Source organism: Aminobacter sp. UC22_36 (assembly GCF_044056035.1).
GTDB lineage: Bacteria > Pseudomonadota > Alphaproteobacteria > Rhizobiales > Rhizobiaceae > Aminobacter.
In genome coordinates, this window is sequence record NZ_CP171996.1 from 5,301,352 (window position 1) to 5,319,287 (window position 17,936).

Annotated in this window: 14 protein-coding genes; 12 read left to right on the forward strand and 2 right to left on the reverse strand. The window is 62.0% G+C overall.

The features are described from left to right. Positions 1-58: 58 nt before the first annotated feature. Complete coding sequence (gene rhaS / locus ACHMW7_RS29430; protein ID WP_395448862.1) at positions 59-1,054, reverse strand: rhamnose ABC transporter substrate-binding protein; 996 nt, start codon at positions 1,052-1,054, stop codon at positions 59-61. A gap of 54 nt (positions 1,055-1,108) precedes the next feature. Then, positions 1,109-1,918, reverse strand: coding sequence for a DeoR/GlpR family DNA-binding transcription regulator (locus tag ACHMW7_RS29435; RefSeq protein WP_395448863.1), 810 nt, complete (start codon positions 1,916-1,918; stop codon positions 1,109-1,111). 187 nt (positions 1,919-2,105) lie between these two features. Between ACHMW7_RS29435 and ACHMW7_RS29440 the strand changes: the two genes are divergently transcribed. The 12 genes from ACHMW7_RS29440 to ACHMW7_RS29495 all read left to right on the forward strand — a co-directional run bounded on the left by ACHMW7_RS29440 (position 2,106) and on the right by ACHMW7_RS29495 (position 17,934). After that, on the forward strand, positions 2,106-4,208 hold the full coding sequence (locus tag ACHMW7_RS29440) for a bifunctional rhamnulose-1-phosphate aldolase/short-chain dehydrogenase (protein ID WP_395448864.1): 2,103 nt from the start codon (positions 2,106-2,108) through the stop codon (positions 4,206-4,208). A 27-nt stretch (positions 4,209-4,235) separates the two neighbouring features. Then, positions 4,236-5,525 (forward strand): L-rhamnose catabolism isomerase, encoded by a 1,290-nt coding sequence (gene rhaI, locus ACHMW7_RS29445; protein ID WP_395448865.1) that lies wholly within the window; start codon positions 4,236-4,238, stop codon positions 5,523-5,525. 329 nt (positions 5,526-5,854) lie between these two features. Next, positions 5,855-6,583 (forward strand): FadR/GntR family transcriptional regulator, encoded by a 729-nt coding sequence (locus tag ACHMW7_RS29450; RefSeq protein ID WP_395448866.1) that lies wholly within the window; start codon positions 5,855-5,857, stop codon positions 6,581-6,583. Then, on the forward strand, positions 6,580-7,761 hold the full coding sequence (locus tag ACHMW7_RS29455) for a PLP-dependent transferase (protein ID WP_395448867.1): 1,182 nt from the start codon (positions 6,580-6,582) through the stop codon (positions 7,759-7,761). Before ACHMW7_RS29450 ends, ACHMW7_RS29455 begins: the two co-directional genes overlap by 4 nt. A 29-nt stretch (positions 7,762-7,790) precedes the next feature. After that, positions 7,791-9,068: an ABC transporter substrate-binding protein gene (locus ACHMW7_RS29460; RefSeq protein WP_395448868.1), complete on the forward strand. Its 1,278-nt coding sequence runs from the start codon at positions 7,791-7,793 to the stop codon at positions 9,066-9,068. A 177-nt stretch (positions 9,069-9,245) separates the two neighbouring features. Beyond that, positions 9,246-10,169 (forward strand): carbohydrate ABC transporter permease, encoded by a 924-nt coding sequence (locus ACHMW7_RS29465; RefSeq protein WP_395451481.1) that lies wholly within the window; start codon positions 9,246-9,248, stop codon positions 10,167-10,169. Continuing rightward, a complete protein-coding gene (locus ACHMW7_RS29470) occupies positions 10,169-11,017 on the forward strand; it encodes a carbohydrate ABC transporter permease (RefSeq protein ID WP_395448869.1) in 849 nt (282 codons plus the stop codon). The genes ACHMW7_RS29465 and ACHMW7_RS29470 overlap by 1 nt, the downstream gene beginning before the upstream one ends. Before the next feature lie 4 nt (positions 11,018-11,021). Next, the gene (locus tag ACHMW7_RS29475) at positions 11,022-12,092 is read left to right on the forward strand and encodes an ABC transporter ATP-binding protein (RefSeq protein WP_395448870.1); all 1,071 of its coding nucleotides are present in this window, start codon (positions 11,022-11,024) and stop codon (positions 12,090-12,092) included. A 995-nt stretch (positions 12,093-13,087) separates the two neighbouring features. Then, positions 13,088-15,079 (forward strand): methyl-accepting chemotaxis protein, encoded by a 1,992-nt coding sequence (locus tag ACHMW7_RS29480; protein WP_395448871.1) that lies wholly within the window; start codon positions 13,088-13,090, stop codon positions 15,077-15,079. 7 nt (positions 15,080-15,086) lie between these two features. Continuing rightward, a complete protein-coding gene (locus ACHMW7_RS29485) occupies positions 15,087-15,389 on the forward strand; it encodes an STAS domain-containing protein (protein WP_395448872.1) in 303 nt (100 codons plus the stop codon). Then, complete coding sequence (locus ACHMW7_RS29490; protein ID WP_395448873.1) at positions 15,386-15,751, forward strand: response regulator; 366 nt, start codon at positions 15,386-15,388, stop codon at positions 15,749-15,751. Before ACHMW7_RS29485 ends, ACHMW7_RS29490 begins: the two co-directional genes overlap by 4 nt. A gap of 29 nt (positions 15,752-15,780) precedes the next feature. After that, positions 15,781-17,934 (forward strand): chemotaxis protein CheA, encoded by a 2,154-nt coding sequence (locus ACHMW7_RS29495; RefSeq protein ID WP_395451482.1) that lies wholly within the window; start codon positions 15,781-15,783, stop codon positions 17,932-17,934. Positions 17,935-17,936: the final 2 nt, after the last annotated feature.

A 17,936-nucleotide genomic window follows, 5' to 3' on the forward strand; every position in this document is an offset into this window, starting at 1 on the left:
GCAGGTCCGGGGAAAGGCGCGGCGGGACAACAGCCCCGCCGGCCATGGCGTTCCGAAATCAGTAGATCTTCGAGAACTCTTCGATGTTCTTCTTGTCGAAGGTGAAGGGCGCTGCCATCGGCGCTGAGTTGGTGTCGTCGAGCGTGACTTCGCCGACGCGGCCGATCGAAAGCTTGGCGCCCGGCTTGGCTTCCATCTTCTTCACCGCCAGATCATGGGCGAGGTAGACGGCGGAGTAGCCGAGGTCGATCGGGTTCCACAAAGCGACCGCCTGCGAAGCACCGTTGTCGATGAACTTCTTGAACTCGGACGGCAGCGCAAGGCCGGTGACGTTGACCTTGCCGATCAGGTTCGCGTCGGTCACGACCTGGGCGGCGGCGACGACGCCGACGGTGGTCGGCGCGATGATCGCCTTGAGGTTCGGATAGGACTTGAGCAGGCCCTTGGCTTCATCGGTGCTCTTGGCCGAGTCGTCATCGCCATAGACGGTGGCGACAAGATTGATCTTGGGGAACTTCTCCGGTAGCGCCTTCTTGGCCGCTTCGATCCAGGCGTTCTGGTTGGTCGCGGTCGAGGATGCCGACAAGATGGCGACGTCGCCACCTTCAGGCAGATAGTCGGCGGCCAGCTTGATGATGGTCTCGCCGATCAGGTTGGTGTCGGACGGGTTGAGATGGACCTGGCGGCCTTCGGGAGCGACGCCTGAATCCCAGGAGATGACAGTGATGCCACGCTCCATCGCCTTCTTCAGCGCCGGCACCAGCGCGTCGGCGTCATTGGCGGAAATCGCGATGGCGTTGACCTTCTGGGCGATCAGCGCGTTGACCACTTCGATCTGTGCTTCTGCTGTAGCCTTGGTCGGGCCGGTGTAGATCACCTCGACATCGCCGAGTTCCTTGGCCGCTTCCTGCGCACCCTTGTTGGCGGCATCGAAGAAGCCGTTGCCGAGCGACTTCACCACCAGGGCGATCTTGACGTTTTCGGCATGCGCGGCAGTTGCGAACATGGCGGCCGACAGTGCTGCGGCAACCATCAGTTTCCTCAGAATGCTCATCGTTTCCTCCCTAGAGCGTTGCATTCCATCAGCACTGCGGCGCGGGGCCATCCCTCATGCCTGCAGCGAAGATTCCTCGGTATTCCTCGCCTGGCTCTTGGCGACGACCAGCGTCACACCGGCACTCTCAAGCATGGTGGCCTCGCGGTCCTCGATGCCCTCGTCGGTGATGACGGTGGCGATCCGCGCCAGCCCGCACAGGATCAGGCTCGACCGCTGCTTGAACTTCGAGGAGTCGACGAGAACGACGAGTTCATCGGCCTGGTCGATCAACTTCTGTTCGGCCTGGATGAGCAGCGGGTCGCCTTCCATCAGGCCGAGCGGTCCGAGCCCCTGCGCCCCCATGAACATGCGCCGAGCATAGAAGTTGCGCGTCACGTCATTGTCGAAGGGCGACAGGATGATGTTCTGCTCGCGATAGATCGTGCCGCCGGACAGCATCACCGTGTTCTTGGAGTGCTTGAGCAGGTGCTCGGCAATCGGAAATGAATTGGTGAAGATCGGCATGCGCCGGTTGGTCAGGAAGTGCACCATCTGGAAGGTGGTGGTGCCGCCATTGATGATGATCGGCTCGCCGTCCTTGCACAGCTCCACCGCCTCGCGGGCAATGGCCCGCTTCTTGGAGGCGTTGAGGGTCTCGTTGACGCTGAAAGGGCGGCCGGCAAGACCGACGAACTGCGGCGGCGTGATTGCTTCGGCGCCACCGCGCACCCGGCGCAGGCGCTTCTGGACATGAAGGGCTGCGATGTCGCGCCGGATCGTCGCCTCTGACGACGAGGTCAGGTCGACCAGTTCCTGCACCGTCACCACAGGCTTTTCCTGGACGGCGGATAGAATGATCCGATGGCGTTCTTTTTCGTGCATGGTTCCTCCCTGCATGGTCATTAACTCACCGCAACCGCGCAGTGTCAATCATTTCCAATCATATATTTTCATTGTGCAGTGCATCATGATCGATATTGATCGTTTCTGATTGACACGTCGCGGCTGGTCGTGTGATTTTGACACCTATCACAGCACCGCCGTCTCGTGTGCACTGGGAGGATCCGACATGTCAGAAACGCGCCCAAGCTCGCGCCTCGCCAATCTCTGGGATGACGCGAAGGCCGCCGCCATGAGCGAGCCGCAGCGTCTGCTCTATCGCTCCAATCTGCTCGGATCGGACAAGCGCATCACCAATTTTGGCGGCGGCAACACCTCGGCCAAGGTGATGGAGAAGGACCCGTTGACCGGGGGCATGGCCGAAGTGCTGTGGGTCAAGGGCTCGGGCGGCGACGTCGGCACGATCAAGCTCGACGGCTTCTCGACGCTCTACCAGGACAAGCTCAACGGCCTGAAGCAGCTCTATCGCGGCGTCGAATTCGAAGACGAGATGGTCGGCTACCTGCCGCATTGCACCTTCAACCTCAATCCGCGCGCCGCCTCGATCGACACGCCGCTGCACGCCTATGTGCCGAAGAAGCATGTCGACCACATGCATCCCGACGCGATCATCGCCATCGCCGCTTCGAAGAACAGCCGCGAACTGACCAAGGACATCTTCGGCGGCGAGATCGGCTGGCTGCCATGGAAGAAGCCGGGTTATGAGCTCGGCCTGTGGCTCGAAAAATTCTGTCTCGAAAATCCAGATGCCACGGGCGTCGTGCTCGAAAGCCACGGCCTGTTCACCTGGGGCGATACGGCCAAGGACAGCTACGAAACCACGATCCGCATCATCAACCGCGCTATCGAGTGGTTCGAGCAGAACACCGCCGGCAAAACCATCTTCGGCGGCGTGGCCCGGCCGACGCTGTCAGTCGCCGATCGGCGAGCGGTCGCCGCAAAGCTGATGCCAGCGATCCGCGGCCTGATCTCGTCGTCGGAGCCGAAAGTCGGCCATTTCGACGACCAGAACGCAGTGCTGGAATTCGTCGGTTCGAATGAACTCGAAAGCCTTGCGGCACTGGGCACCAGCTGCCCCGATCACTTCCTGCGCACTAAGATTCGCCCGCTGGTTGTCGATTTCGACCCGGCCAAGCCCGACATCGACAAGACCCTCGCCGAGCTGGCCGAGGCCATTGAAGAATACCGCAAGGGCTATGCCGCCTATTACGAGCGCTGCAAGCGCGCCGACTCGCCCGCTATCCGCGACCCCAATGCGGTGGTCTATCTCGTGCCCGGCGTCGGCATGATCACCTTTGCCAAGGACAAGGCGACGGCGCGCATATCGGGCGAGTTCTATGTCAACGCCATCAATGTCATGCGCGGCGCCTCGACGGTGTCGACCTATGTCGGCCTGCCCGAGCAGGAAGCCTTCGACATCGAGTATTGGCTGCTCGAAGAGGCCAAGCTGCAGCGCATGCCGAAGCCGAAATCGCTGGCTGGCCGCGTCGCACTTGTCACTGGCGGCGCCGGCGGCATCGGCAAGGCGACGGCCGCAAAGCTGCTGCGCGAAGGCGCCTGCGTGGTGCTCGCCGACATCGACCCGACCGCCCTCGATAATGCCGACCAGGAGCTGTCCAAGGCGTTCGGCAAGGACTTGGTCCGCCCCGTCCAGATCGACGTGACCAGCGAGGAACAGGTCATCGCTGGCTTCACCGACACGGCGATCGAGTTCGGCGGCATCGACATTTTGGTGTCCAATGCCGGCCTCGCCTCGTCCGCTCCGATCGAGGAGACAACGCTGGCCCTGTGGAACAAGAACATGGACATTTTGGCCACCGGCTATTTCCTGGTGTCGCGCGAGGCGTTCAAGCTGTTCCGCACCCAAAAGATTGGCGGCAACGTGGTCTTCGTCGCCTCCAAGAACGGGCTTGCCGCCTCGCCCAATGCCGCAGCCTATTGCACCGCCAAGGCCGCGGAGATCCACCTCGCGCGTTGCCTGGCGCTGGAAGGTGCGGGCGAACAGATCCGCGTCAACGTCGTCAACCCGGACGCTGTGCTGCGCGGTTCGAAGATCTGGACTGGCGAATGGAAGGAACAGCGCGCGGCGGCCTACAACATGTCGACCGATGAGTTGGAAGAGCATTATCGTTCCCGCTCGATGTTGAAGCGCTCGGTATTCCCGGAGGATATCGCCGAGGCGATCTACTTCTTCGCCTCCGACATGTCGTCCAAATCGACAGGTAACATCATCAATGTCGACGCGGGCAACGCGCAGAGTTTTACGCGCTAACAAATTCGGGACGGGGAGGAACGGCCGATGGAACATGTGATCGACAAGACCGTCGTCGAAAAAGACAACGCTGCGCGTGAAAACAACCTGCAGCGCGATTACGACACGCTTGGCGAGCAGCTCGAGCGGCGCGGCATCAAGATCGACGCGATCCGCGACAAGGTCCAGAATTTCGGTGTCGCCATCCCCTCCTGGGGCGTCGGCACTGGCGGCACACGTTTCGCCCGGTTCCCGGGTGCTGGCGAGCCGCGCGACATCTTCGACAAGATCGAGGACTGCGCCGTCATCAACGAACTGACCAGGGCGACGCCGACCGTGTCGCTGCATATCCCCTGGGACAAGGCCGACGCCAACCGGCTGAAACAGGCGGCGAGCCGCTTCGGCCTCGGCTTCGACGCGATGAACTCCAATACCTTTTCGGACGCCAAGGACCAGGAGCGTTCCTACAAATACGGCTCGCTGTCGCATGCCGATACCGGCACGCGGCAGCAGGCCATCGAGCACAATCTCGAATGCATCGAGATCGGTAAGACGATCGGCTCCAAGGCGCTGACGGTGTGGATCGGCGATGGCTCGAATTTCCCTGGCCAGGTCAATTTCGCCAAGGCATTCGAGCGCTATCTTGACTCCATGCGCGCGATCTACACCGCCCTGCCGGACGACTGGCGGCTGTTCTCCGAGCACAAGATGTACGAGCCGGCGTTCTATTCGACCGTCGTGCAGGACTGGGGTACCAATTACATCATAGCCAAGGAGCTGGGGCCGAAGGCGTTCTGCCTCGTCGACCTTGGCCACCATGCACCCAACGTCAATATCGAGATGATCGTTTCCCGGCTGATCCAGTTCAAAAAGCTCGGCGGCTTCCATTTCAACGATTCGAAATATGGCGACGACGATCTCGATGCCGGCTCGATCGACCCGTACCGGCTGTTCCTCGTCTTCAACGAACTTGTCGATGCCGAGCTGAACCAGGCCGAGGGTTTCTATCCGGCCCACATGCTCGACCAGAGCCACAATGTCACCGATCCGATCGAGAGCCTGATGCTGTCGGCTGTCGAGGTACAGCGCGCCTATGCGACAGCCCTTCTGGTCGACCGCACGGCGCTCGAGGGTTACCAGGATGCCAATGACGCGCTGATGGCGACACAGACGCTGAAGGCGGCCTACCGAACCAACGTCGAGCCGATCCTTGCCATGGCGCGGCTTAGCTCAGGCGGCGCCATCGATCCCGTCGCCGCGTACCGCGCCGCGGGCTACCGCGCCAAGGTGGCGGTGGAGCGGCCGGCAGTGGTCGGCGGCAGCAGCGGAATCGTCTAGCACCGCGCCCCGCATCGTCTGGCCGAACAGAGACCGCGCCCGCATTAGGCGCAGCGCGCCTGCCTGTCCATGCGGCGGCGCTCGTGCGCAACCCAACCGCTTGATTTCATGCACTTTCGCTCAGGTACTAACGCGCCAGCCAACGCGCGGAACCGGTACTCAGTAATGGCTGTTTCGTCGCGGTTTTCGGGCGGCTGGACGCTGCTCGCACCTCGCGGCAGGCATGACGCAGGCGACCGCTGCTGAAAACTCCTGACATTTCCGATTGACAGCACGCGTCAGCCTATGCAGAAATTGGTCCGACCATTGTACCAATTGGAAATACTGGCGTGTTCGACCTGCCTCCCATTCAAGCCACGGCGCGCGACGATGCGGTGCTCAATGTGCTGGCGGATTTCGTCATGCAGGAGGAGCTCAAGCCTGGCGACCGACTGCCGACCGAGCGTGTCCTTTCGGAACGGCTCAAGGTCAGCCGCACCACCGTGCGCGAGGCGCTGACGCGGTGGGAGGGGCTCGGCCTTGTCGAGCGCCGCCAGGGCAGCGGCACCTATCTCAAGGCGGCGGTGTCGCGCGACATGCTGCACCTGCCGCTGACATTCGCCTCGGGCAACGACTTCGAAAGCCTGATGCACACGCTGGAAATCCGCCGCGGGCTCGAGGCGGAGGCTGCAGCTCTGTGCGCCTTGCGTGCCGGTCCGGCGGAACTGGAAATCATCCGACAGAAGCTTGAGACCATGGAAGAAGCCTTCCACAGCCGCGCCGGCATGTCCTCGGACGAGGATTGGGATTTCCACCAGGCGATCTACCGGGTGTCGGGCAATCCCCTGTTCGAGCAGATCATCTCGGCCATGCACGAACTGTTCCACCGCTTCTGGGAGCATCCGCTTGGCGTGCGCGATTTCGGCCACGCCAGCTTTCCCTACCACCGCACGATCTACGAGCGGATCGCAGCGCGCGATGCCGAGGGCGCGCGAGGCGAAGCCCTGAAGCTGATCGCCACCGTCGAGGCCGACCTCAGGCGCGGTGATGCCAATCTCAAACGTGCAGGCACCAAATGAGCAACGATTTCGAGCGGGATTTCATTGCCGAGGCAGCAACCTTGCTTGCCCATGACGAGCCATTTCCTGGCGGCGCCGTCGTTCCGCCGATCTACCAGACGTCGCTGTTCACCTTCGACAGCTATGCCGACATGGCCGACGTCTTTGCCGGTCGCAGCACCAAGCCGATCTATTCGCGCGGCAACAACCCCACCGTCATGGAGTTCGAAAGCAAGATCGCGGCGCTCGAAGGAGCAGAGGCCGCGCGCGGTTTCTCCAGCGGCATGGCGGCAATCAGCTCGACGGTGCTGGCCTTTGTCGGCGCGGGCGAACGCATCGTCGCTGTCCGCAACTGCTATGGCGACGCCTATCGCCTGTTCGAGCGGCTTTTGCCACATCTCGGTATCAAGGTCGATTATGTCGACGGCTCCGACCCAGACGCGGTTGCCGCGGCACTTCCGGGTGCTGCCATGCTCTATCTCGAAAGCCCGACCTCGATGATGTTCGAGCTGCAGGATCTCGAGCTTTTGACTGGCATGGCGCACGAGCGCGGCATCGTCAGCGTCATCGACAATTCCTGGGCGACGCCGCTGTTCCAGAAGCCGATCCTGCATGGCATTGACCTCGTCATGCATTCGGCCTCGAAATATCTCGGCGGCCACAGCGATACTGTCGCTGGCGTTGTCGCCGGATCAGCCGAGCACATCCGCCGCATCAACGAGCGCACCTATCCCTATCTTGGCGCCAAGCTGTCGCCCTTCGAGGCCTGGCTTTTGCTGCGCGGCCTGCGCACGCTGCCGCTCAGGCTGCCGCACCACATGAAGAGCGGGCTTGCCATCGCCGAGCGGGTCAAGGGCCACGCCCATGTCGAGCGCGTCAACCATCCGGCCTTCTCCAACCATCCGGGCAAGAAGACGCTCGCGGGCTATTCCGGCCTGTTTTCCTTCGAGGTGACCGACGACGTCGACGTGCCGGCCTTCACCGACGCGCTGAAGCTGTTTCGTATCGGCGTCAGCTGGGGCGGCCATGAAAGCCTTGTCGTGCCGGCGCTGGCCTCGCTGCAGCAAACGCCGGATGCCAATTCCATAGGCCGGTTCGGGGTCAGCCCGCGGACCATCAGGCTGAATGTCGGGCTGGAAAATGTGGAGGATCTCTGGGCCGACGTCAGTCGAGCCTTCGAGGAAGCAAAAAGAAAATAACTTCAAATCCAAGAATGGGAGTGACTGGAATGAAGAAGTACAAAGTGTTGTTCGCAACGGCCCTGGGCCTCGCATTGACGGCCGGATCGGCACTGGCCGACTCGACCATCAAGATGGTCGAGGTCATCACCAGCCCGCCGCGCACCGAATTCCTGAAGAAGCAGATCGCCGAGTTCGAAACGGCAAACCCGGGCGTCAAGGTCGAGCTGGTCTCGCTGCCCTGGGGCCAGGCCTTCGAAAAATTCCTGACCATGGTCCAGGCCGGCGACACGCCTGACATCGTCGAGATGCCCGAGCGCTGGCTCGCGCTTTATGGCGCCAACGGCCAGCTCGAGGACCTCGGCCCCTACATGGCGAAATGGAAGGATGCCGCGACGCTGGGCGAACGCGCCAAGGAGTTCGGCTCGGTCGTCGGCGGCAAGCAATACACCATCCCCTACGGCTACTATCTGAAGGCGATGTTCTGGAACAAGAAGCTGTTCAAGGAAGCAGGCATCGACCACGCGCCGGCAACGCTGGACGAGTTCGTCGAGTCAGCCAAAAAAATCTCCGCCATTCCCGGCAAATACGGCTACTGCCTGCGCGGCGGGCCCGGTGCGATCTTCGGCATGAACATGTTCATGAACATCGCCAACGGCAAGGGCGGCTACTTCAACGCCGATGGCACCGCGACCATCAACGAGCCGGGCTCGGTGAAGGGCCTGGAGACGCTGGCCGAGATCTACAAGAACGGCTACGCGCCGAAGGACAGTGTCGGCTGGGGCTTCAACGAGACCGTGACCGGCTTCTATTCCGGCACCTGCGCCATGCTCGACCAGGACCCGGATGCGCTGATCGGCATCGCCGAAAAGATGAAGGCGGAAGACTTCGCGGTGGCACCGGTTCCGGCCGGACCCAACGGCAAGTCCTACCCGACGCTCGGCTATTCCGGCTGGTCGATGTTCGCCAATTCCGACGTCAAGGATGACAGCTGGAAGCTGATGGAAACGCTGCTGTCGCCGCAGGGCAACCTCGAATGGGCCAAGATGGTCGGCGTGCTGCCGATCCACAATGGTTCGGACCAGGATGCCTACTTCAAGACCGAGCAGTTCAAGGGCTGGTTCGACGAGTTGAACGGCGGCGACAAGTACGAATTCGTGACGCCGCCGACCCATCTCGAAAATCTCGGCAACTTCGTCGACCAGATCGCCATCAAGGGCTTCCAGGAAGTGTTGCTCGGCAAACGCCCGGCCAAGGAAGTTGCCGATGAGTGGGCTGCCTACCTGACCAAGGAGCAGCAAGACTGGATGGCCAAAAACAAGAAGTAGACGGCCATGGCGGGGCAGCATTGCTCCGCCAACCCCGTCCCCCATTCAGGGCTCCCTTGCTGCCCCCTTGCCGACCGCTCCGCGGTCATGCCGGCGTCGCCGCCAAGCCCTTTCTCCCCTTGGAGGCGAGGTCGCGCGCGAGGGGGCGATTTTTTTGCCATGTCGAAAGCAATCGCCATGACCACAGCAGTCACCGAATTGAGAACACCCAAGGAGGCGCGGCGGAGAGGTTCGTCGCTGCCCGGGCTGGAACCCTGGCTCTATCTCGGGCCGGCGCTGATCCTGCTTGTCACCGTGCTGCTGGTGCCGCTGATCGTCGGCATCAGCTATTCGTTCCGCAAGTTCTCCGCCTTCAAGTCCGAATTCGTCGGTCTTGGCCAATATCAGGCGATGCTGTCCGACGCTTTGCTCGGCCAGGCGCTCATCAACACGCTGTGGTGGACAGTTGGCAGCCTGTTCTTCCAATTCTTCCTCGGTCTCGGGCTGGCGCTGCTGCTCGACCGGCCGTTCTTCGGACGCAAGGTGGTGCAGGCGGTGGTGTTCCTGCCCTGGGCGGTGCCATCGTTCCTGTCCGGCCTGACCTGGGCCTGGCTGTTCAACCCCATCGTCGGGCCATTGCCGCACTGGCTCTATGCGCTCGGGCTGCAGGCGGAACCGACAAGCATCCTCTCCGACCCGGCCACTGCAATGTGGGGACCAATCATCGCCAATGTCTGGTTCGGTGTGCCGTTTTTCGCCATCACGCTGCTTGCGGCGCTGAAGTCGATACCGTCCGAACTGCATGAGGCGGCGGCGATCGACGGCGCCTCGCCATGGCAGCGCTTTTCCAAGGTGACGCTGCCGTTCCTGGCGCCGACGATTGCGATCACCGTGATGTTGCGCACCATCTGGATCGCCACCTTCGCCGACCTGATCTTCGTCATGACCGCAGGCGGCCCTGCCGGCGCCACCAACACGGTCGCCACCTACATCTATGTCAGCGCCTTCAAGTCGCTGGACAAGGGCTACGCCTCGGCTGTCGCCGTGCTGCTTCTGGTGCTGCTCATCCTTTATGCGGTCGTGCTCATCGGCATCCGCCGCTCGCTTGCGAGGAATTCGTGATGATTGCCGGACGTTCGACTTCCGCACGCCTGCTTGGCGGCATCGGCCTTTATGGTGCGATCGGTGCCTATGTCGTGTTCGCGCTGTTTCCGATCTACTGGACGCTGAAGATCTCGGTGACGCCGCAGTCGCTGCTCTATTCCGAAGGCATCACGCTGTGGCCTTCGGCGACCACCTTCGAAAACTATGTCACCGTGCTCAAGGCGAGCGACTTTCCACTCTATTTCTTCAACAGCGTGCTGGTTTCGGTGACCACCGCCTTCCTGGTGACGGTCATCGCCTCGGGCGCCGGCTATGCCATGTCGCGCTTTTCCTTCCGCGGCAAGACAACGGTGGCGATAGCTCTGCTTTTAACCCAGACCTTCCCACTGGTGATGGTCATACCGCCGATCTACCGCATCATGGGCGAACTCGGCCTGACCAACAGCCTGACCGGGCTGATCATCATCTACACCGCCTTCAACACCGCGTTTGCGACCTTCCTGATGCAGTCCTTCTTCGATGGCATCCCGAAGGATCTCGAGGAAGCAGCGATGATCGACGGCTGCACCCGCTTCGAGGCGCTGCGCCGCATCATCATTCCACTGACACTGCCCGGCATGGGCGCGACGCTCGGCTTCGTCTTCACTGCGGCATGGAGCGAACTGCTGTTTGCGCTGATGCTGATCTCCAGCGAAGGCCAGAAGACATTTGCCGTCGGCCTGCTCACCTTCATCGGCAAGTTCGCCGTCGACTGGGGGCAGATGATGGCGGCGTCGATCCTTGCGCTCATCCCGGTCTGCATCTTCTTCGCATTCCTGCAACGCTATCTCGTGACCGGCCTGACCGCCGGCGCCGTCAAAGGGTAGGACCATGGCTTCGGTAACGCTCAACAAGGTCCAGAAGGACTACGGCTCGCTCAACGTGCTTCAGGCCGTCGACCTGGAGATATCAGATGGCGAGTTCGTGGTGCTTGTCGGCCCGTCCGGCTGCGGCAAGTCGACGTTGCTCAGGATGATCGCCGGGCTGGAGGAAGTATCGGCAGGCGAGATCCGCATCGGCGACCGCGTCGTCAACGACGTCGCGCCCAAGGATCGCGACATCGCCATGGTGTTCCAGTCCTATGCGCTCTACCCGCATATGAACGTCGCGGCGAATATGGGCTTCAGCCTGACACTCAGGAAAGCCGAGAAGAACGCGATCGATGCCAGGGTCAATGGCGCAGCAAGCCGGCTTGGCCTCGACAAACTGCTCGCACGCCTGCCGCGCCAGCTCTCCGGCGGCCAGCGCCAGCGTGTCGCCATGGGCCGGGCCATCGTGCGCGATCCAAAAGTGTTCCTGTTCGACGAGCCGCTGTCCAATCTCGACGCCAAGCTCAGAGTGCATATGCGCACCGAAATCAAGGCGCTGCACCAGCAGCTCAAGACGACGTCGGTCTATGTCACCCATGATCAGGTCGAGGCGATGACAATGGCCGACCGCATCGTCGTCATGCATGACGGTGTCGTCCAGCAGGTCGGTGCGCCGCTCGACCTCTATGACCGGCCGGCCAATGCGTTCGTTGCCGGCTTCATCGGTTCACCGGGCATGAATTTCCTGCCGGCAATGATCAGGCGAGCCGGCGATGATGCGGCCGCCGTCCTGGCCGACGGCCAGCATTTGCCCATACTGGCGAGCCTGCCGCTCGTCGATGGCGACGAGGTGACAATCGGGCTGCGGCCGGAGCATATGCGCGTCGCTGCCGACGGTGACATCTCCGCCGAGGTCGAAGTCGTCGAACCCCTGGGCTTGTCGACGCAGTTCTACGCCAAGCTAGCTGGCCAGCAGGTGTGCGTGTTTGCCATGGGGCGGGTCTCGGTGAAGCCGGGCGATATAGTTCGGCTGTCGGCGAGCGCCGCTGACCTGCATGTTTTCGACCCGAAAAGCGGCCAGCGTATCGGGTAAGGTGACTGCGGCGGGCGCCATGAGCGCCCAGCTGGAGAAGGCGTCGGCGTGGCCGGCGCCTTTTTCATTTGTGCACAAACCTTCTGTGGCTGCCGATGGCAGCACGCATTGCAACTAAACAGGAAGTAAAACTCGACGAGATTCAACCACGAGCAGAGGGCCTGCATCAAGGCCTCCGCACCATGATTCCCCTTGTTCGGCGAATTTCAAAACCAGCTCACAACCGGCGCGCGCAGACACCGCAACAGGTCGCCTGACTCAAGGTCAACTTGGCCACCATGCCGCAAAAAAATTTACATGACTCAGCGGAAATTCGCGGCACATCGCCCTCTGAACTCTAACAAGCTCACCGCTGCGCCCGGCAAGAATCAGCCCGTTACCTCGCGGCCTTTCCGTTGAGTCATCGGGCAGCAACCGTTCGACAACGCCAGCAAGGCAGCAGGCTCGACTATTGATTGCGGGTCAAATGGAACGGCGGGGACTAGGACTCAGCCCGATTCAATTGATGAATGATCTTGCAGATGTACTGGATCGTCTTGGGACGATCATCCTCAATACCGGAAGTTTAACTTCCCAGCATTGCTTCGGCATCGCCCGAACTGCTTGCCGTACAAGTACTGAAGACTCAAAACCTAGGCAGCATTGCCGTCATTTACACTTGAGTAATTTCTTCTGAATACGTCGAGTCAACGAGATTGCTAAATTTTTAAGCACAGGGAGGGGTTCCTGTCGGCGCTCTCGGGGAATGGAATACGCAGGCAAAGCATGAGCACTTTCTAATAAGCTACGTTTGAAAAACCTCCTTTAGATCTCCTCCTTTTTCGAAGAATTCACGCGCTGGCGACGCCGCCGGCGCGGTCACCCACGTCACATTCTGCATGTCTCCTGGCGGCGCGAAGCAAAAAAGCTTCTCGCTGGACGGCCATACTTTGCCGACAAAGAAGACCTGCGGCCAGGCAACCACATTCGCTATCTCTACGGCAAGGAAACGCCCAATGAGTTCCACATTCGACCAGACATCCACCCACTACGGCGCGCCGCCGCAGAGACGGGGCTTCTCAACGGCCAATCTCAGCATCACGCGCAAGCTGATGCTCGCTTTCTCGGCGATCGTTGTCGTCAGCCTCGTCGTCGGGATGATGATGATGCGCGCCCTTAGCCAGCTCGAGGCTGCCAGCGCAGAACTTCAGGTGGCAAGCAGCGTGCTCAACACCCTCGGCAAGGCCGAAGCTCTGCACCTCGACCGCGCCAACATCGCCCGCACCTATGTGCTGAGCCTGCGCGAGGACGTTGCAAAGCGCTATCACGACACGTCCGCGAAGGTCGACAAAACGATCGCCGACGCCAAGACCCGGCCAATCCCGGACAAGGACGTGATCACAGCGATCGACAATTTCGAGACGGCGGCCAACAACTGGCGCACCGAAATCGGTGACCCGATCGTGCAGCTCGCCAGCAAGCCCGAAACCTTTGACCGCGGTCGCGAGCTTGCTGGCTCGACCCGCGCGTCAGAGGTGCAGACCACCGTCCGCAAGGCGGTTGCTGACATGCAGATCGAGATCACCAAGTGGGAGGACGAGACTGCAATCGTCAAGAACGACGCCATTGCAACCGCACAATACCTGCAGCTCGGCAGCGCAGGCTTGACCATCGCCATCCTGGTGGCGATCGCGCTGTGGCTGTCGAGCCAGATCGCAACGCCGGTCAACAGCATGACGCAGGCGATGCGCAGCCTGGCCGCCGGAGACCTCAAGGTCATCGTTCCGGCCATCGGTCGCGAGGACGAGGTCGGCCAGATGGCATCTGCCGTGCAGACCTTCAAGGAGGCCGCGATCGAAAAGGTGCGCCTCGAAGCCGAAGCGGCTGAAACGCGCCGTCGCGTCGAAGAAGACAACGCAGCACGCGCAGCGCAGAAGGCCGAAGAAGATCGCCAGGATCACGTCGCCATCGTTGCACTGGGCAATGGTCTCGACGCCCTGTCGAAGGGCGACCTGATGCACCGCATCGACGCGCCGTTCCCCGACAAGCTGGTCAAGCTGCGCTCGGACTTCAATGACTCCGTCGAGAAGCTGCAGCAGACGATGCTCAGCATCACCTCGAGCGTGAAGGCGATCCACGCCGGCACCGGCGAGATCTACACCGCTGCCGACGACCTGTCGCGCCGCACCGAACAGCAGGCTGCAAGCCTCGAAGAGACCGCTGCGGCGCTCGACGAGATCACCGCGACCGTCAAGAAGACGGCTGAAGGTGCAGTGCATGCTCGTGACGTCGTCTCCACGGCCAAGTCGGACGCGGAAACCAGCGGCATCGTGGTGCGCAAGGCAATCGATGCCATGGGCACGATCGAAAAGTCGTCCGAGCAGATCAGCCGCATCATCGGCGTGATCGACGAGATCGCCTTCCAGACCAACCTGCTGGCGCTCAACGCCGGTGTCGAAGCGGCACGGGCCGGCGATGCTGGACGCGGCTTCGCCGTGGTTGCCTCCGAAGTTCGTGCACTGGCCCAGCGCTCCGCCGAAGCGGCTCGCGAGATCAAGAGCCTGATCTCGGCATCGACGACCCAGGTCGGCGAAGGCGTCAAGCTTGTCGCGGAAACCGGCAGGGCGCTGGAACGCATCGTGCTTCAGGTGGCCGAGATCAACTCGGTGGTCACCAACATCGCTGCCAGCGCGCATGAGCAGTCGACTGGTCTCGACCAGGTCAATTCGGCGGTCAACCAGATGGATCAGGTCACCCAGCAGAACGCTGCAATGGTCGAGGAATCAACCGCCGCAAGTCACTCGCTGTCCCAGGAAACCGAAGAGCTGTCGCGTCAGATCAGCACCTTCAGGCTTGGCAAGCCCATGGCGGTCGAAACAAGCCGTCCGGCAAGCCACAAGGCCGCAATCCGCGCGCCCAGGCCTGAACTGAAGGTTGCCGTTGCCAGCTACGGGTCCAACGCCGCTCGCGCGATCGCTCCGGCGGCCGACGACTGGCAGGAATTCTGAGGCACCCATGACGACCGTTACCGATCCATCGCAGCGGATACTCGAGCTGGCTGCAGTTTTGGACTTCAGGGCGGCGACGCCCTTGGCCGAAGGCTTGCTCGCACTGCGCGGAACCGCGCTGACCATCGATACCTCGCGTGTGGAGCGGATCGGCGGCCAATGCCTTCAGGTTCTCCTGTCGGCCAAACAAACCTGGAGCGCGGATGACACCGCGCTCTCCTTCACCAACCTGACGCCCACCTTCATCGAAGGCTTGCGGCTGCTGGGAATTGCGGAAGCGGATTTCACAAGGGAGGAAATGTCGGAATGAGCGCGACCATTTTGACCGTCGATGATTCTCGCACCATGCGCGAGATGTTGAAACTGGCGCTGTCGCAAGCCGGCTACCGAGTCATTCAGGCCGAGGACGGAGTACATGGCCTCGAAGTGCTGAAGGGCGAGTCTCCGCAAGTCATCGTGACCGACATCAACATGCCCAGGCTGGATGGCTTCGGCTTCATCGAGCAGGTGCGCAGTGACGAGACCTATCGGGGCATTCCAATCTTGGTTCTGACCACCGAAAGCGATGCCGAAAAGAAGGATCGCGCGCGGCGTGCCGGGGCGACCGGCTGGATCGTCAAGCCCTTCGACCCGGCCAAATTGATCGATGCCATCCGCCGCGTGGCGGCGTGAACTGACTAGGGAACATGTCCGTGGACGCAATGGCAACGGTCAAACAGACTTTCTTCCAGGAATGCGAGGAGCAACTCGCTGAACTGGAAGCAGGCCTCCTCGCAATGGAACGCGGGGAAGCCGAATCCGACACCGTCAACGCGGTGTTCCGCGCGGTGCATTCCATCAAGGGCGGCGCGGGCGCCTTCAGCCTCGAAGACCTGGTGCGTTTCGCCCATGTTTTCGAAACCACCCTCGACCATCTGCGAACCGGCGCGCTTGCGCCGTCAGCCGATGTGTTGATGGTCATGCTCCGCGCCGCCGATCTTCTGGCCGATCTGGTAGCTGCGGCACGCGACGGCGTCTCCGTGGACAGCGAGCGCAGCGAAGTGCTGGTCAACGAGTTGAACGCCTTTGCACCCGGCGGCGTGATAGCGTCGGAGCAAGGCGATGACGGCGACGACATGGAAGACTTTGTCTTCAACCCCGTCGCGGTCTCTTTCGACTTTCTCGACGGCGCGGCCGACGCGCCAGCCGGGCGCAGCTTCACCATCAGCTTCAAGCCCAAGCCCGAGCTCTATGCCAAAGGCAACGAGACAGCACTGGTGCTGCGCGAACTGGAGCGTCTGGGTCAGATGGACGTCATCTGCGACGCAGGCGAACTGCCACCGCTGGGCGAACTCGATCCGGAAGGCGCCTATCTCGACTGGACGATCAAGCTGACAACGGAAAAGGGTGAGAACGATATCCGCGAAGTCTTCGAATTCGTGGAATGGGATTGCAGCCTGAGCATTCGGGCCGACGATGCCGAGACTGGTTCGACGGACGACGCGCTTGCCGCACTACTGCGCTCGATCCAGACCGAAGAAGACATCATTCCGATCATCGTGCCGAAAGCTCCACCGGCTCCAGCGGTCGAGGAAGCCGAGGCCGTGGCTGATCCGGCAACGGCTTCGGCCAAGACCGGCGCGGCGCGCAACGAGGCGGGTGCCGCAGCACCCCAGACAATCCGCGCCGATCTCGAGCGCGTCGACCGCCTGATCGATCTGGTTGGCGAACTGGTCATCAACCAGGCGATGCTGTCGCAGCGTGTCATCGAGGCGGGGCATGTGCCAGGTTCGGCGGTTGCCATCGGCCTCGACGAACTCGAACAGCTGACGCGCGAAATCCAGGAATGCGTCATGGCGATCCGCGCTCAAGCGGTGAAGTCGGTGTTCCAGCGCATGCCGCGCCTGGTGCGCGAAGTCGCAGGCATGACCGGCAAGTCGGTCCGCCTGATCACCGACGGCGAGGGTACCGAAGTCGACAAGACGGTGATCGACCGGCTGACCGACCCGCTGACCCACATGATCCGCAATGCCATCGACCATGGGCTGGAAAAGCCCGAGATACGCGTTGCCGCCGGCAAGCCGGCGGAAGGCGTTGTCCGCCTCTCGGCAATGCACCGCTCCGGCCGCATCGTCATCGAGGTCGCCGACGACGGCGCCGGCATCAACCGCAGCAGGGTCAAGGCGATCGCCGCCGAAAAGGGGCTTATCCCGGTCGATGCGGCGCTCTCCGACGAGGAGATCGACAATTTGATCTTCTTGCCGGGGTTCTCCACGGCGTCCGAGGTGTCGAACATCTCCGGCCGTGGCGTCGGCATGGATGTGGTCAAGCGTTCGATCCAGGGCCTGGGCGGTCGTCTGTCGATCACGTCGCGGCCCGGCAAAGGCTCGACCTTCACCATGAGCCTGCCGCTGACCCTCGCAGTGCTCGATGGCATGGTGGTGACCGTCGCCGGCCAGACACTGGTCGTTCCGCTGACCGCGATCATCGAAACCTTGCAGCCCAAGGCTCCCGACGTTCATGGCCTTGGCGGCGGCGCGCGCGTCATAGCGATCCGTGACGCCTTCACGCCGCTGATCGACATCGGCCGCGAACTCAGTTTCCGCAGCCAGGCCACCGATCCGCTGGCGGCTGTCGCTATCCTTGTGGAAACCGAAGGCGGGCGCCGCAGCGCATTGCTCGTCGACACCATCCAGGGCCAGCGCCAAGTGGTCATCAAGAGCCTTGAATCGAACTACAGGCACGTGCCGGGCATCGCCGCCGCCACCATTCTGGGCGACGGCCGTGTCGCCCTGATCCTCGATGTCGATGCGGTGATCGCCAACTCGCAGTCCGACGTGACCATTCTTGAACCCGTTCTTGCAGCAGCAGGGTGATG